At 62.3% G+C, this 15633-nt stretch carries 12 protein-coding genes; 5 read left to right on the top strand and 7 right to left on the bottom strand.

Annotated features, from left to right (window positions below; all coding sequences use genetic code 11):
• Positions 1–11 precede the first annotated feature (11 nt).
• From wecC to HBO05_RS15275, 3 genes are all read right to left on the bottom strand, one after another.
• The gene (gene wecC / locus HBO05_RS15285) at positions 12–1274 is read right to left on the bottom strand and encodes a UDP-N-acetyl-D-mannosamine dehydrogenase (RefSeq protein ID WP_170043333.1); all 1263 of its coding nucleotides are present in this window, start codon (positions 1272–1274) and stop codon (positions 12–14) included.
• Positions 1271–2410 carry a UDP-N-acetylglucosamine 2-epimerase (non-hydrolyzing) gene (gene wecB / locus HBO05_RS15280; RefSeq protein ID WP_169954196.1) on the bottom strand — a complete coding sequence of 380 codons (1140 nt, stop codon included), beginning with the start codon at positions 2408–2410 and terminating at the stop codon, positions 1271–1273. The genes wecC and wecB overlap by 4 nt, the downstream gene beginning before the upstream one ends.
• Before the next feature lie 219 nt (positions 2411–2629).
• Positions 2630–3424 carry a CPBP family intramembrane glutamic endopeptidase gene (locus tag HBO05_RS15275; protein WP_172313164.1) on the bottom strand — a complete coding sequence of 265 codons (795 nt, stop codon included), beginning with the start codon at positions 3422–3424 and terminating at the stop codon, positions 2630–2632.
• A 258-nt stretch (positions 3425–3682) separates the two neighbouring features.
• Between HBO05_RS15275 and HBO05_RS15270 the strand changes: the two genes are divergently transcribed.
• Positions 3683–4090 (top strand): ester cyclase, encoded by a 408-nt coding sequence (locus HBO05_RS15270; protein ID WP_169954194.1) that lies wholly within the window; start codon positions 3683–3685, stop codon positions 4088–4090.
• Positions 4091–4141: 51 nt separating this feature from the next.
• Here the strand turns inward: HBO05_RS15270 and acnA are convergent, their stop codons facing one another.
• Entirely contained in the window at positions 4142–6883 is a 2742-nt protein-coding gene (acnA, locus tag HBO05_RS15265) for an aconitate hydratase AcnA (RefSeq protein ID WP_170043335.1), read from the bottom strand.
• Between the two features lie 190 nt (positions 6884–7073).
• Between acnA and rlmM the strand changes: the two genes are divergently transcribed.
• Together rlmM and tusA are read left to right on the top strand one after the other, a co-directional pair.
• Positions 7074–8147: a 23S rRNA (cytidine(2498)-2'-O)-methyltransferase RlmM gene (rlmM, locus tag HBO05_RS15260; RefSeq protein ID WP_169954192.1), complete on the top strand. Its 1074-nt coding sequence runs from the start codon at positions 7074–7076 to the stop codon at positions 8145–8147.
• Positions 8148–8290: 143 nt separating this feature from the next.
• The gene (gene tusA, locus HBO05_RS15255) at positions 8291–8542 is read left to right on the top strand and encodes a sulfurtransferase TusA (protein ID WP_076961259.1); all 252 of its coding nucleotides are present in this window, start codon (positions 8291–8293) and stop codon (positions 8540–8542) included.
• Here the strand turns inward: tusA and HBO05_RS15250 are convergent.
• Positions 8539–9924, bottom strand: a complete 1386-nt coding sequence (locus tag HBO05_RS15250) for an MATE family efflux transporter (protein ID WP_169954292.1) — start codon at positions 9922–9924, stop codon at positions 8539–8541. The two genes, tusA and HBO05_RS15250, sit on opposite strands and share 4 nt — an antisense overlap.
• A 142-nt stretch (positions 9925–10066) precedes the next feature.
• On the opposite strand from HBO05_RS15250, the gene pdxB reads away from it, so the two are divergent.
• Positions 10067–11209, top strand: coding sequence for a 4-phosphoerythronate dehydrogenase PdxB (pdxB, locus tag HBO05_RS15245; RefSeq protein WP_169954190.1), 1143 nt, complete (start codon positions 10067–10069; stop codon positions 11207–11209).
• Between the two features lie 63 nt (positions 11210–11272).
• Here pdxB and HBO05_RS15240 read toward each other — a convergent pair whose 3' ends face one another.
• Positions 11273–11446: a PA1571 family protein gene (locus HBO05_RS15240; RefSeq protein WP_029300072.1), complete on the bottom strand. Its 174-nt coding sequence runs from the start codon at positions 11444–11446 to the stop codon at positions 11273–11275.
• Positions 11447–11691: 245 nt separating this feature from the next.
• On the opposite strand from HBO05_RS15240, the gene HBO05_RS15235 reads away from it, so the two are divergent.
• The gene (locus HBO05_RS15235; protein ID WP_170043388.1) at positions 11692–13461 is read left to right on the top strand and encodes an ABC transporter transmembrane domain-containing protein; all 1770 of its coding nucleotides are present in this window, start codon (positions 11692–11694) and stop codon (positions 13459–13461) included.
• A 48-nt stretch (positions 13462–13509) separates the two neighbouring features.
• Here the strand turns inward: HBO05_RS15235 and HBO05_RS15230 are convergent, their stop codons facing one another.
• Complete coding sequence (locus HBO05_RS15230) at positions 13510–15438, bottom strand: transglycosylase SLT domain-containing protein (protein ID WP_169954291.1); 1929 nt, start codon at positions 15436–15438, stop codon at positions 13510–13512.
• Between the last annotated feature and the right edge of the window lie 195 nt (positions 15439–15633).

The raw sequence follows: 15633 nt of genomic DNA, 5'->3' as shown, positions 1-15633 counted from the left end.
ATCGGTACCTCTCAGGCTGCCAGCACGCCGGCAGCATCAATCACCAGAAGGCCATCGCGCAGGGCGGGCATCGAGACGAACTCGCGGTGCCTGACCAGCAACACATGAATCTGTGCGCGCTCGAGGGCGTCGACGGTGTCGGTCAGCGAGTGCATGGCCATGTCGGCGGGCAGCGCCTCGATGTTGGGCTCCACCAGCAGCAGCTTGACCCCCAGTTCCTGGCCCAGTTGCCGGGCGATACTCAAGGCCGGGCTTTCACGCAAGTCATCGATATCGGCCTTGAATGCCAGGCCATAGCAGGCAATGCGCACGCTGCCGGCCTGCAGGTCGGTACGCTTGAGCAGCAGGGATGCCAGCGCCAGCTTGACCTGCTGGATCACCCACTGCGGCTTATGCTCATTGACCTCCCGCGCCGTGCGGATCAAACGCGCCAGGTCCGGGCTCTTGCTGACGATGAACCACGGGTCGACGGCAATGCAGTGCCCGCCCACACCCGGCCCTGGCTGGAGGATGTTCACCCGCGGGTGATGGTTGGCCAGGCGAATCAGCTCCCAGGGGTTGATCTTCAACTGTGCGCAGATCATTGAAAGCTCATTGGCAAAGGCGATATTGACGTCGCGAAAGCTGTTTTCCGTGAGCTTGCACATCTCTGCCGTGCGTGCGTCGGTCTCGATGCATTGGCCTTTGACGAATGTCCGGTACAACTGGGTGGCGGCCGCCGAGCACGCCGGCGTCAGGCCGCCGATGATCCGGTCATTGCTCACCAGCTCGCGCAGTACATGGCCCGGCAACACACGCTCCGGGCAGTGGGCAACGCGGATATCACTGGTTTGGCCGTGGGTCGCCGGGAAGGTCAGGTCGGGTCGTGCCCGGGCGAGCCACTGGGCCATGCGCTCGGTAGTGCCCACTGGTGAGGTGGATTCGAGGACGACCAGGTCGTGTTTTTTCAGCACCGGAGCCAGGGCTTCGATAGCGGCCCGGATGTAGCTCAGGTCAGGTTCATGGTTGCCCGTGAACGGCGTGGGAACGGCGATCAGGAACGCCTCGGCAGGCTCCACCGTAGTGGTTGCCCGTAGGTAGCCTTGGGTGATCACCCCGTGGACCAGCAGCTCCAGCTCGGGCTCGACAATATGCACGGCTCCGCGATTGATGATGTCCACGGTGCGCTGGTTGATATCCACGCCGATCACCTGCTTTTTGCGCGAGGCAAAAATGGCCGCGGTGGGCAGGCCAATGTAGCCCAGGCCCATGACGCAAATCTTCTCGACATTCATGCAGCGGCCTCGCTTTTTTGCGGCAGGTCCAGCAACGCAGCCCGGATACGCACGCAAGCATTCCCGTCGCCATAAGGGTTATGGGCGATGCTCATTTGCCGATAGGCGGCCTCGTTCTCCAGCAACTGGTTAAGGTGGTGGGTGATGCAACTGACCTCGGTGCCGACCAGCCTGACGGTGCCTGCCGCCACAGCCTCGGGGCGCTCGGTGGTATCGCGCATCACCAGTACCGGCTTGCCCAGGGCGGGCGCTTCCTCCTGGATGCCGCCCGAGTCGGTGAGAATCAGGTAGGCGCGGGTCATCAGGTACACGAAGGGCAGGTAATCCTGCGGGGCGATCAGGTACACATTGTCGATCCCGGCCAACAGGCGTTTTACCGGCTTCTGCACATTGGGGTTCAGGTGCATCGGGTAAACAAAGGCCACCTCTGGAAAGCACCGGGCGCTGTCTGCCAGGGCCTGGCAGATACGCTCCAGACCCTCGCCAAAGTTTTCCCGGCGATGCCCGGTTACCAGCACCATGCGTTGCCCCTTGGGCAGGAACGAAAACTGTCGATCAAGCCGGGCGCGCATCGGCATCAGCTTCTCTACCACGCTGAGCAGCGCATCAATCACGGTATTGCCCGTGACATGGATCCTGTCCGGGGCCACGCCTTCCTTGAGCAGGTTTTGCCGGGAGGTTTGCGTGGGGGCAAAGTGCAGCGTCGCCAGGCTGCCGGTCAGGCGTCGATTGCCTTCCTCCGGCCAGGGTGAATACAGGTCGTTGGTACGCAGCCCGGCCTCGATGTGGGCAATCGGAATCTGCCGGTAATAGGCCGCCAGGCTGGCAGCGAAGGTGGTAGCGGTGTCGCCATGGACCAGGATCACATCCGGCTTGAAGTCATCCAGCACTGCCTGGAGCCCCTGGATGATGGCCGTGGTCACATCTGTCAGGTTTTGCCCGGCTTTCATGATGTTCAGGTCATAGTCCGGCACCAGTTCAAACAGCTCGAGAACTTGATCCAGCATCTCGCGGTGCTGCGCGGTGACGCAGACCCTCGAGTCGAAATGGGCATCGCTTGCCAGTTGGATCGCCAGCGGTGCCATTTTAATGGCCTCCGGGCGAGTGCCGAAGATGGACAGGGTCTTGAGAGGCATGGGCGTGGGTTCTTATTGGATGCCTGACACACAGGCGTGGGTTGCCTCATCGCAACCCCGGCAATTGAAACGCTGCTGGTTGGGTGAGTACGAAAGCTCCTAGGCATTCTGCCGAACGGGGGGAGGGGCGACCACTGACCGTCCGGCTAGGTTTTATCGAGCGCCGAACACACAAAAGCCGCCCGAAGGCGGCTTTTGTGTTCAGTGCAGAGGGACTGCTCAGCCCGCCAGCATCGGGTAGGTAAACAAGCCGAAATGCAGGAGGTTCAAGCCAAAGTGCGTGGCAATCGCTGCGCCCAGGCCGCCGAAGCGGTAGGCCAGGCCATACCCCGCGCCGGCGATACTGGCCAGCAGCACCCACTGCCAACCCGCGCCCACATGCACCACCCCAAACAGCAGCGAAGCCAGTAGCAAGGCGAGGTTTTCGCCATAGGGCAGTTGTTTGAAGCGCCGGCTCAGGCCGCCCTGGATGTAGCCGCGAAACAGTGCCTCCTCAACCAGGGTCACCAGCAACAGGTTGTTCAACACCCAGAGCCAGGCCTGGTCCGGCCATTTGGGGGCCCAACTGATGATGCCCAGCAGTACCGCACCGCCAAGGGCGGCGATGGTGGTCAGGGTCAAGGCCAGGGCCGTGGCGTAGATCGACAGGCGCAACGGGCGGCGAGCGACGATCCACGGGCAGGCGAGCAGCAGCCAGAAGCCGATCAGCGGCTTGTCCTGGTTCAGGTACATCGAGAAGGGCACGGCATCGGCCGTGAAGCGCTGTGGGTCGATGCCGCGACCGTTGTAGAAACCGGGCAGCCAGTGCATCGCCAGGCCCAGGGCCAATACGATGAACAGGCCATGGCCGAGGTAGCGGGCCCAAGGGATGTGTTGTTGGCGCACGGCATACCCGGCGCCCCCCAGTAAACCGACCGATACCAGCGCCAGCAACCCCAGTTGTCCATAGGTCAGGGCCAGCGCATAGCCAATCGAAAGAAGCGCCAGGTACAGCCAGGGTAAAGCAGCAAACATGAGAAGTCCTTGTGACGGTCAAGCGGGCGCTCAGTATTAATCGGCGCCCAGGAATCAGCGGCCGATTATACGGAGCGCCATTGATCACTTAAATGAAAAAACCGCCATCTGGACATTGGTTGGATGGCGCGGCGGCAACTAAGCTTTTTTCACGCTTACGAACAGAGGGAGTATCTGCTCAGCAGGAGTTGAAGGTGTATCTGTCAGGCGGAGTATGCAGCGCAAGAGGCGTGTTCCCGACTTTCAGAGGCTTTTACAATGAATGATCATCAACTGATTAAAGAATGGGCCGACGCATGGTCCACTTCCTCCAAACAGCGATTTCTCGCGATCTTTGCAGATGATTGCATTTACGAGGATGTCGCGGCTGAAATGAAAATGAAGGGAAAACCCGAGTTAGGCGGGTTTTTCGACTTGATCAGGCAAGCCTTGCCGGACTTCAAGGTGTTCGAGGAAGTGATCAGCCTGGGAGAGGGCGGCGGCACTATTCAATGGCATATGACAGGCACGCACAAAGGGACGTTGTTTGATCGGGCTGCAACCCATAAAGAGATTTTGGTTCGCGGGGTGTGCGTGATTAAAACCGCCAATAGTAAAATCATCGAGTGCACGGATTACTACAATATGGCCACGTTGTTCAAACAACTGGGATTTAAAGACCAATAAACCTGTGCTGAACAAACAGCACACCCCTCCGCGAGAGGTGTGCTGCGCGGTTTACGAAGCGATCAGTTGACGCAGTACGTAGTGCAGAATCCCACCCGCCTTGAAGTATTCAACTTCATTGAGGGTGTCGATCCGGCACAGCACCTCGACCTTCTCGCTGCGGCCATCCTCGCGGGTAATCACCAGCGTCAGGTTCATCCGTGGCTCGATCTGGGCATCGGTCAGGCCGAGAATGTCGATCTTCTCCTTGCCGGTCAGTTGCAGCGCCTTGCGGTTCTGGTCCAGCTTGAACTGCAGCGGCAGCACGCCCATGCCCACCAGGTTGGAGCGGTGAATGCGCTCGAAGCTCTCGGCAATCACCGCCTTGACCCCCAGCAGGTTGGTGCCCTTGGCGGCCCAGTCGCGGCTGGAGCCAGTGCCGTATTCCTGGCCGGCGATCACCACCAGTGGCGTGCCGGACGCCTGGTACTTCATGGCCGCATCGTAGATCGGCATCTTCTCGCCGGTGGGAATGTAGAGGGTGTTGCCCCCTTCTTCGCCGCCAAGCATTTCGTTGCGGATACGGATGTTGGCGAAGGTACCGCGCATCATCACTTCATGGTTGCCACGGCGCGAGCCGTAGGAGTTGAAGTCCCGCGGTTCCACGCCCTGTTCGCGCAGGTAACGGCCGGCCGGGCTGTCGGCCTTGATATTGCCGGCCGGGGAGATGTGGTCGGTGGTTACCGAGTCGCCAAGCAGGGCCAGGATATTGGCACCCTGCACATCCTTGATCACCGGCAGCGGCCCGGCGATGTCATCGAAGAACGGCGGGTGCTGGATATAGGTGGAGTCTTTTTGCCACACATAGGTCGCGGCCTGTGGCACTTCAATGGCTTGCCATTGTGCGTCACCGGCGAACACCTCGGCGTATTCCTTGTGGAACATGCTGGTGCTGACCTGGGCCACCGCGTCGGCGATCTCCTGGCTGCTGGGCCAGATATCGCGCAGGTAGACCGGCGCACCATCCTTGCCGGTGCCCAGGGGCTCGCTGCTGATATCAATGCGCACGGTCCCGGCCAGGGCATAGGCCACCACCAGCGGCGGCGAGGCCAGCCAGTTGGTTTTCACCAGCGGATGCACGCGGCCCTCGAAGTTACGGTTGCCGGACAGCACCGACGCCACGGTCAGGTCGGCTTTCTGGATGGCTTTCTCGATAGGCTCGGGCAATGGCCCGGAGTTGCCGATGCAGGTGGTACAGCCATAACCCACCAGGTCGAAGCCCAATTGGTCCAGGTAGGGGGTCAGGCCGGCGGCGTTGTAGTAGTCGGTGACCACCTTGGAGCCTGGCGCCAGCGAGCTTTTTACCCAGGGCTTGCGGCTCAGGCCCTTTTCCACGGCTTTTTTCGCGACCAGGCCTGCAGCCATCATCACGCTGGGGTTGGAGGTGTTGGTGCAGGAGGTGATCGCGGCGATCACCACCGCGCCGTTTTTCAGGCGATAGGTCTGGCCTTCAAAGTCGTAGTCGGCTTCACCGACCAGGTCGGCGTTACCCACCGCGACACCACCGCCGCCTTCACTTTCCAGGCGACCTTCTTCCTTGCTGGCAGGTTTGAACTGCAAGTCGAGGAAGTCCGTGAACGCCTGGCTCACATCCGGCAGCGAGACTCGGTCCTGCGGGCGTTTGGGCCCGGCCAGGCTGGCTTCTACGGTGCCCATGTCGAGGGCCAGGCTGTCGGTGAACACTGGTTCTTCACCGGCATTGCGCCACAGGCCCTGGGCCTTGGTGTACGCCTCGACCAGCTTGACGGTGGCCGCAGGCCGGCCCGACAGGCGCAAGTAGTCCAGGGTCACCTCATCGACGGGGAAAAAGCCGCAGGTGGCGCCGTATTCCGGGGCCATGTTGGCGATGGTCGCGCGGTCGGCCAGGGGCAGGTCGGCGAGGCCGTCGCCATAGAACTCGACGAATTTGCCCACCACACCTTTTTTACGCAGCATTTGCGTGACCGTCAGCACCAGGTCGGTGGCGGTGATGCCTTCTTTCAACTTGCCGGTGAGCTTGAAGCCGATCACTTCCGGGATGAGCATCGACACCGGCTGGCCGAGCATCGCCGCTTCCGCCTCGATCCCACCCACGCCCCAGCCCAGGACGCCGAGGCCGTTGATCATGGTGGTGTGGGAATCGGTGCCCACCAGGGTGTCCGGGAAGGCGTAGGTGCGGCCGTCCTCGTCCTTGGTCCACACCGTGCGGCCCAGGTATTCCAGGTTGACCTGGTGACAGATGCCGGTCCCCGGTGGCACCACGCTGAAATTATCAAAGGCGCTCTGGCCCCAGCGCAGGAACGCATAGCGTTCACCGTTGCGCTGCATTTCGATATCGACGTTTTGCTCGAAGGCATCGGCGTTGCCGAACTTGTCGACCATCACCGAGTGGTCAATCACCAGGTCCACCGGCGACAGCGGGTTGATGCGCTGCGGATCGCCACCGGCCTTGGCCACGGCGGCGCGCATGGCGGCCAGGTCGACCACGGCGGGTACGCCGGTAAAGTCCTGCATCAGTACCCGGGCCGGGCGGTACTGGATCTCGCGGTCGGAGCGACGCTCCTTGAGCCAGGCGGCCAGCGCCTTGAGATCGGCTCCGGTCACGGTTTTTTCGTCCTCCCAGCGCAGCAGGTTTTCCAGCAGCACCTTGAGGGACATCGGCAACTTGTCCAGGTCACCCAGGCTCTTGGCGGCTTCGGGCAAGCTGAAGTAGTGGTAGGTCTTACTGTCGATTTGCAGGGTCTTAAGGGTTCTCAGGCTATCAACGGATGACATTACATGACTCCTTATGGTCCGCACGGCTACGGACCTGACGGGACGAACAGAGCTTTCAACTTAGCCCTGTTTTCAGTAGCAGGCTAATAACTGGACTCTATGGACAAGTCCAAGGTTCCGAACTCAGCTATCATGCGCGCGTTTTCATGACAGGCATTGCGATAGAGCAAGCCAGTTGCCAGGAGATTCAATGAACACCCTTTTTATGCACTGCCGCCCGGGTTTTGAAGGCGAAGTCTGTTCCGAGATCGCGGAACACGCCGCGCGCCTGAACGTTTCCGGCTATGCCAAGGCCAAGACCGGCAGCGCCTGCGCCGAATTTGTCTGCACCGAAGAAGACGGCGCCCAGCGCCTGATGCGCGGCCAACGCTTTGCCGAGCTGATCTTCCCAAGGCAGTGGGCGCGTGGGGTGTTCATCGACTTGCCAGAGACCGACCGCATCAGCGTGATCCTCGCGCACCTGCGCGATTTCCCGGTGTGCGGCAGCCTGTGGCTGGAAATGGTCGATACCAACGACGGCAAGGAACTGTCGAACTTCTGCAAGAAATTCGAAGTGCACCTGCGCAAGGCCCTGCTGGCCGCCGGCAAACTGGTCGAAGACCCGAGCAAGCCGCGCCTGCTGCTGACCTTCAAGAGCGGCCGCGAAGTGTTCATGGGCCTGGCCGAGTCAAATAACTCGGCGATGTGGCCGATGGGCATCCCGCGCCTGAAATTCCCCCGTGACGCGCCAAGCCGCTCGACCCTCAAGCTGGAAGAGGCCTGGCACCACTTTATCCCCCGGGACCAGTGGGGCGAGCGCCTGCACGGCGACATGACTGGCGTGGACCTTGGCGCAGCGCCGGGCGGCTGGACCTGGCAGTTGGTCAACCGTGGCATGCTGGTGACGGCGATCGATAACGGCCCCATGGCCGAAAGCCTGATGGACACCGGCCTGGTGCAACACCTGATGGCGGATGGGTTTACCTTCACCCCCAAGCAGCCGGTGGACTGGATGGTCTGCGATATCGTCGAGAAGCCGGCGCGCAACGCAGCCCTGCTGGAAACCTGGATTGGCGAGGGGCATTGCCGCGAAGCGGTGGTCAACCTCAAGTTGCCGATGAAACAGCGTTATGCCGAAGTGAAGCGCCTGCTGGAGCGCATCGAAGAAGGCTTCAAGGCGCGAGGCATTCGCGTGGAAATCGGTTGCAAGCAGCTGTACCACGACCGCGAGGAAGTGACCTGCCACCTGCGCCGCCTGGACGTAAAGAAACCCAAGGCCCGTTGATCCTGTGGCGGGCACCGCTCCAAAATGTGGGAGCGGGCTTGCCCGCGATAGCGTTATAACAATCGAAATCAATGTTGAATGTGCCCACGTCATCGCGGGCAGCCCGCTCCCACACAGGGGCGGATCTGTTTTCGGAGTGAAGTATGAGTCAGTTTTCGGATGTACCCGTCGACGGCACCCTCGACGCCACCGGCCTCAACTGCCCGGAACCGGTGATGATGCTGCACCAGCATATCCGCGACCTGGCACCGGGCGGCCTGCTCAAGGTCATCGCGACCGATCCCTCGACCCGTCGCGATATCCCCAAGTTCTGCGTGTTCCTGGACCATGAACTGGTAGAACAGCGCGAAGAGGCCGGTACTTACCTGTACTGGATCCGCAAGAAGCTCGCTTAAACCGCCGTGCGGATGCGCTTGCGCGCACTGCGTGCCAGGCGCACTACCAGCATCGCCGCCGCGCAGCTGAGGCCGACGATCAGCCCCTGCCACAAGCCGCTCGGGCCGTTGGCCTGGCCCAGCCAGTCGGTCAGGCCCAACAAGTAACCCACCGGCAGGCCCACGCCCCAATAGGCGAACAGGGTCAGGATCATGGTCACGCGGGTGTCCTGGTAGCCACGCAGGGCGCCGGCGGCGGTCACCTGGATCGCATCGGAGAACTGGAACAGCGCCGCAAACACAATCAGCATCGCCGCCACCTGGACCACCTGTGGGTCGGCGGTGTAGATCGTGGCGATCTGCTCGCGAAACAACAGCATCAGGCTGCACGACAGGCAGGCATAAGCCAGTGCGGTGCCCATCCCCACGCCTGCGGCGAAGCGCGCTTCACGGGGTTCGCCACGGCCCAGGGCCTGGCCGACCCGCACGGTCACGGCCATGCTCAGGGAGTAGGGAATCATGAACACCAGGGAGCTGAAGTTCAGGGCGATCTGATGCCCGGCCACTACAGTTGCGCCCAGGCTGCCGATCAGCAGGGCGATCACCGCAAAGATGCTCGATTCGGCAAACACGGCGATGCCAATCGGCAGGCCGATGCCCAGGATGCGCTTGATCACCGACCATTTCGGCCAGTCGAAGCGCTTGAACAGCTCGCTGGCTTGATAGACCGGGGCCCAGCGCGTCCAGGCGGCGAAGCCCAGCATCATTGCCCACATCACGATCCCGGTGGCCCAGCCGCAGCCCACGCCGCCCATGGCCGGCACGCCGAAATGGCCATAGATGAACACGTAGTTCAGCGGGATATTCAACGCCAGCCCGCCCAGGCCGAGGATCATGCTCGGGCGCGTGCGGCCCAGGCCGTCACTGAAACAACGCAGTACGTAATACAGCGCCACCGCCGGCATGCCCGCCGCGATGCCGTGCAGGTAGCCCATGCAGGGGGCGATCAGCTCGGGGTCGACGTTCATCGCATGCAGGATCGGCTCGGCGCTGATCAACAGCAATGCCGCGGTGCACCCCACCACCAGCGCCAGCCACAACGCCTGGCGCACCAGCGGGCCGATCTCGGTGTGGCTGCCGGCGCCAAAGCGCTGGGCGACTTTGGGGGTGGTGGCCAGCAAGGTGCCGGTCATCAACAGATACACCGGGATCCAGATGGAATTGCCCAGGGCCACCGCCGCCAGGTCCCGCGCACTCACGCGCCCGGCCATCACTGCATCGACAAACCCCATGGCAGTGGTTGCCAGTTGCCCGATCATGATCGGCAGGGCCAGCGCCAGCAGGCTGTGGACTTCCCGGCGAACGCGGGCAGGGCGGGAGAGGGGCAGAGTGGCAGTGTTCACGTGCAGATGTCCGATAAGGGGGAGCGCAGGACGGCGCATTCTACGCCTTGACGGGTAGGTCAGGAAAATACCTGTGTAGCGGATTTGTAAACGCGCCACAGGCTGGTGCCTGTACACTGCGGGTCCGCCAAAGGAGCCTGCCATGCTGATTGTTGCCGACGAAAATATCCCGCTGCTCGATGCGTTCTTTGAAGGTTTTGGCGAGATCCGCCGGGTGCCGGGCCGCGCCATCGACCGCGCCGCCATTGAACAGGCCGATGTGCTGCTGGTGCGTTCGGTGACCAACGTCAACCGGGCGCTGCTCGAAGGCACGCCGGTACGGTTTGTCGGCACGTGCACCATCGGCACCGATCACCTGGACCTCGACTACTTTCAAAAGGCCGGTATCCAATGGTCCAGCGCGCCGGGCTGCAACGCCCGTGGGGTGGTGGACTATGTGCTGGGCAGCCTGCTGACCCTGGCTGAAATCGAGGGTGCGGACCTGACCCAGCGCACCTATGGCGTCGTCGGTGCCGGTGAAGTGGGCGGGCGCCTGGTAAAGGTGCTCAGGGGCCTGGGCTGGAAGGTGCTGGTCTGCGATCCGCCCCGCCAGATTGCCGAAGACGGTGATTACGTCAGCCTTGAGCAGATCATCGAGCAATGTGATGTGATCAGCCTGCATACCCCGCTGAAAAAATCCGGCAGTGGCTCGACCTGGCACCTGCTGGATCGCCAGCGCCTGGAGCAACTCAAGCCCGGTGCCTGGCTGATCAACGCCAGCCGTGGCCCGGTGGTGGATAACACGGCGCTGCGCGAGGTGTTGCTGGAGCGCGAAGACCTGCAGGCGGTGCTGGACGTGTGGGAAGGCGAGCCTGAGGTGGATGTCGAGCTGGCCGAGTTGTGCGTGCTGGCGACCCCGCATATCGCCGGCTACAGCCTGGACGGCAAGCAGCGCGGCACGGCGCAGATCTACCAGGCGCTGTGCGCGCACCTTGGCCAGCCGGCGCGCATCCAACTGAGTGACTTGCTGCCCGAGCCTTGGCTGGCCGAGGTCAACCTGCATGCCAGCACCGACCCGGCCTGGGCCCTGGCGACGTTGTGCCGCAGCGTCTACGACCCGCGCCGTGACGATGCGGATTTTCGCCGCAGCCTGGTGGGCACTGTGGAGCAGCAGCGCAAGGCCTTCGACCTGCTGCGCAAGCACTACCCGGATCGCCGCGAGATTGACGGCTTGAAGGTGCGGGTCAGCGGGGAGTCGGCGGCGTTGCACAGCCTCGTCAACGCCCTGGGCGCAAACCTTTGCTGATGTACACAGCGCAGGCATAAAAAACCCGGCCACCGGGGCCGGGTCTGAAAGAGCTGGGGCGTATCAGCCTTGCTGGGCAGGCTTGACCAGTTTCTGCTCCAGTTCGGCGCACGCGCCCTGGATCATCTCTTCGGTAATCTGCACTTCGCGGCCCTGGGCATCGATGTACGAGCATGGCAACTGCTGCGGCTGGCGGATTACTTCAACTTTGTCAGTGCTGCTGTTTTGCAAGGACATGGCCTGTCTCCTCATCAGGTTGTGTACCTACTCTAATTCCCCCGCGTGACCGAGCTGTTACAACTCCATGGCCCGTCGACGGATCGAATGCCCAGTCCAGCAGAAATCACTTTGGATTTCCAGCCGCACTTTAGACCGATAGCCTCTAGGGCCTAGTCTTGCCGGGCATAATTAACCTGACTCATTGTGATTTACCCAAGTTCAATCCGATTGCGGTGTAGGCTTGAGGTTGTCTTCCTCAGGTGATGCTCTCCATGCTTTCAGCCCGTCAACGCCGCGCCATTCGCCTGGCCATGCGCTTTATCGCCCCCTATCGCTGGCAGGCCGTCGGCGCCTTGCTGGCGCTGATCGTCACCGCAGGCATTACGTTGTCCATGGGCCAGGGCATCCGCCTGTTGGTGGACCAGGGCTTCATGACCCAGTCGCCGCACCTGCTCAACCAGTCCATCGGTCTGTTCATGATCCTCGTGCTGGGCCTGGCGGTGGGCACGTTTGCACGCTTCTACCTGGTGTCGTGGATCGGCGAGCGGGTGGTGGCGGACATTCGCCGGCAGGTGTTCAATCACCTGATCTACCTGCATCCGGGGTTCTACGAGAACAATCGCAGCTCGGAAATCCAGTCGCGCCTGACCGCCGACACCACCTTGCTGCAATCGGTGATCGGCTCATCCCTGTCGCTGTTCCTGCGCAATGCGTTGATGGTGATCGGCGGGATTGTGTTGCTGTTTATCACCAACCCCAAGCTCACCAGCATTGTGGTGGTGGCATTGCCGCTGGTGCTGGCGCCGATCCTGGTCTTTGGCCGCCGCGTGCGCAGCCTGTCGCGCCAGAGCCAGGACCGGATTGCCGACGTCGGCAGCTACGTGTCCGAGACCCTGGGCCAGATCAAGACCGTGCAGGCCTACAACCATCAGGTGCAGGATGAGCAGCGCTTCGCGGTGACGGTGGAGGAGGCGTTCACCACGGCGCGCAAACGCATCGTGCAGCGTGCCTGGCTGATCACCCTGGTGATTGTGCTGGTGCTGGGCGCTGTCGGCGTGATGCTGTGGGTGGGCGGCATGGATGTGATCGCCGGGCGTATCTCCGGCGGTGAGCTGGCGGCCTTTGTGTTCTACAGCCTGATCGTCGGCAGCGCCTTTGGCACCTTGAGCGAGGTGATCGGCGAGTTGCAACGGGCCGCCGGGGCGGCGGAGCGGATTGCCGAGCTGTTGCAGTCGAACAATGACATCCACGCGCCTGCCACGGGCGTGATCACGTTACCGCAGCGGGTCAGTGGCCGCCTGGAGCTACAGGATCTGTACTTTTCCTACCCGTCGCGTCCCGATCGTTTTGCCATCGAGGGCCTGAGCCTGAGTATCAAGGCCGGAGAAACCCTGGCCCTGGTCGGGCCGTCCGGGGCGGGCAAGTCCACTCTGTTCGACTTGCTGCTGCGCTTCTACGACCCGCAACAGGGGCAGGTGCTGCTCGAAGGCCAACAGCTGACCAGCCTCGATCCTTTGGACCTGCGCCGCTGTTTTGCCTTGGTGTCCCAAAGCCCGGCGCTGTTTTTTGGCAGCGTCGAAGACAACATTCGCTACGGCAACCCAAAGGCCAGTTTTGCCCAGGTCGAAGAGGCGGCGCGCATTGCCCACGCCCACGATTTCATCCTGCAAATGCCCGACGGTTACCAGACCCACCTGGGGGATGGCGGCATGGGTCTTTCTGGCGGCCAGCGCCAACGCCTGGCGATTGCCCGGGCCTTGCTGGTGGATGCGCCCATCCTGTTGCTGGACGAGGCCACCAGCGCCCTGGACGCGCAGAGTGAACACCTGATCCAGCAGGCATTACCGCAATTGATGCAGGGGCGTACCACCCTGGTGATCGCCCACCGCCTGGCCACGGTGAAAAACGCCGACCGGATTGCGGTGATGGATCAGGGGAAATTGGTGGCTGTGGGCACACATCAGCAGCTGATTGCCAGCAACCCGCTGTATGCGCGGCTGGCGGCCCTGCAATTTAGCGAAGAACCCGTGTAGGGGGGGCTGGCGATGGCGTCCGTGAGATCGCCATCGCCAGGTCGGCTCCTACAGGTCATCGAAATAACGTTCGTGCCAGTCCACCAGCGGTTGTGGTGAATTGAGCTTTTGCCCGTAGATCACCGAATAAGACAGCACGTTTTGCACATACTGGCGGGTTTCGTCGAACGGGATGCTTTCCACCCACACGTCGAAACTCAGGTGGTCCGCGCCACGCAGCCATTGGCGTACGCGCCCAGGGCCGGCGTTGTAGGCGGCGGAAGCGAGCACGCGGTTGCCGTTGAACTGGCTGTGGACCTGGCTCAGGTAGGCGGCGCCGAGCTGGATATTTTTGTCCGGGTCCAGCACCTGCTGCGGTGATGCCAGCGGAATGCTGAACTTGCGTGCGGTTTCCTTGGCGGTGGCGGGCATCAATTGCATCAGGCCGCTGGCGCCGACGCCGGAACGGGCGTCATCCATAAACGCGCTTTCCTGGCGGGTGATAGCAAACACCCAGCTCGAATGCAGGCCACGGACCTTGGCTTCCCGCACCAGGGTGTCGCGGTGGGCCATGGGGAAGCGGATGTCCAGGTCGTCCCAGTACTTGGCTTGGCTGATGGTGCGGATCGCCGGGAAGTACCACTTCATGTCATAGGCGAGCTTGGCCTGGGCGACCATTTCGTCACGGTTGAAGTGACGGCTGACGTGATACCACTCGCGGCGGCCGTCGACGATCTGGCCGCGGGCATAAAACTCCAGGGCGCGGCGTACACCCGGGGTATTGCGCACCTTGTTGACCAGGGCCTGGCTCATCACCAGCGGCTGGTTATTCAGTTGATACGGAGCCTGGGAGCGGTCTGCGGCAAGGAAGCCATAAAAATCCCGCTCCTTTGCCAGGCCTTTGTACAGGACCAGCGCTTGCGGGTTCTTCGGCTCGGCCAGCTCCAGGGCGCGGGCCTGCCAATAGCGCCAGCGGTTGGTGGTGGCCAGGTCCTGGGGCAGCTTGCGGGTCAATTGATAGGCATCTTCCCAGCGGGCCAGGCGCAGCAGCAGGCGCAGGCGCCATTCGGAGACGGTGTTGTCACGCAGCTCCGGGTCGTATTTGGTCATCACGTCCAGGGCGCGCGGGTCGTAGCGGCGCGCCAAGGTCAGGCCGATTTCCCGGGCGATGGACACTTTTTCGTCGCGCGAGAAGTGCATGCTGCTGGCATACCCATCCAGCAGGGCCATGGCTTGTTCCGGGTCCTGGCGCGCCAGGCGGCGCAGGCCCAGGCCGACGGCGTCGGACATGGCTTCAGTGGCGGGCAGGAAGCGCGATGGGTCGCTGAGCATGGTGGGCTTTTGCGCTACATCCACCATCAGGCGGCCCTGGGCGCCCAGGGTGGGCAGGGTTTTCACCAGGCTGTTGGCCAGGGGATAGTTGCGGGCCTCGGCGGCCAGCTTGGCGCGGTCCCAGATTTTCTGTTCGGTCAATTGCCCAGCGGCGGCCCACTGGCCAAACGTGGCATCACAGGCGGCCGGTTGGGATTTGCCAGTCATCCACAGGGCTTCGGCAGTCTTGTAGCCTTCGGCCTTGAGGTTGTGGCTCAACTGGTACTGGCCATGCAGGCAGTCCAGCTCGGTGAAATTGAGCTTGGCGTCGTAGTACTTTTCAAAGGTCTGCCAATCACCACGCTCGGCCAGCCAGCGTAACCAGCGCAGCTTCATCCAGTTGGCCTGGGGCAGGTCGCCATGCTTGGCCAGGAACTGTTCGATTTCCTGGTTGTTCGCGGACTTCAGGCGAGCGGTCAGTTCGTCGTAGGCCAGGTACGGCGTCAGCGGGTAATCGGCCAGGGCCTGGCTGTATTGCATGTAGGGGCCGGTATCGCCTTTGGCCAGGGCGCGCTTGGCTTGGTCGTAATATTGGCGTTGGGTGGTCAGGTCCACTGCCTGGGCGGTCTGGACGGCGGTGGAGGAAAGAAGCAGGCAAGATAAAAAGCTGAAAAGGCGACTGCGCATGAGACGTCCGTGCAAAGAAATCAGGACTAGTGCCGGCGCCGCCGACACTGATTGCCCCTAGCTTAGCCTTTTGCCCGCAGCCGGTGAAAGCTTTGCAGGCCGCTTCGCTGAAGTTCTAAAGAAATGTCCTACAGAACGTGTCGGGCACGAAAATGCCGGCCGCTTCACCCCCCAACTCAGGTAGAATGCGCGCCC

It is taken from the genome of Pseudomonas sp. WS 5079, from assembly GCF_012985465.1.
Classification (GTDB): domain Bacteria; phylum Pseudomonadota; class Gammaproteobacteria; order Pseudomonadales; family Pseudomonadaceae; genus Aquipseudomonas.
Note: the sequence above shows the minus strand (reverse complement) of the source record. Positions and strands in the feature narration are given on the sequence as shown.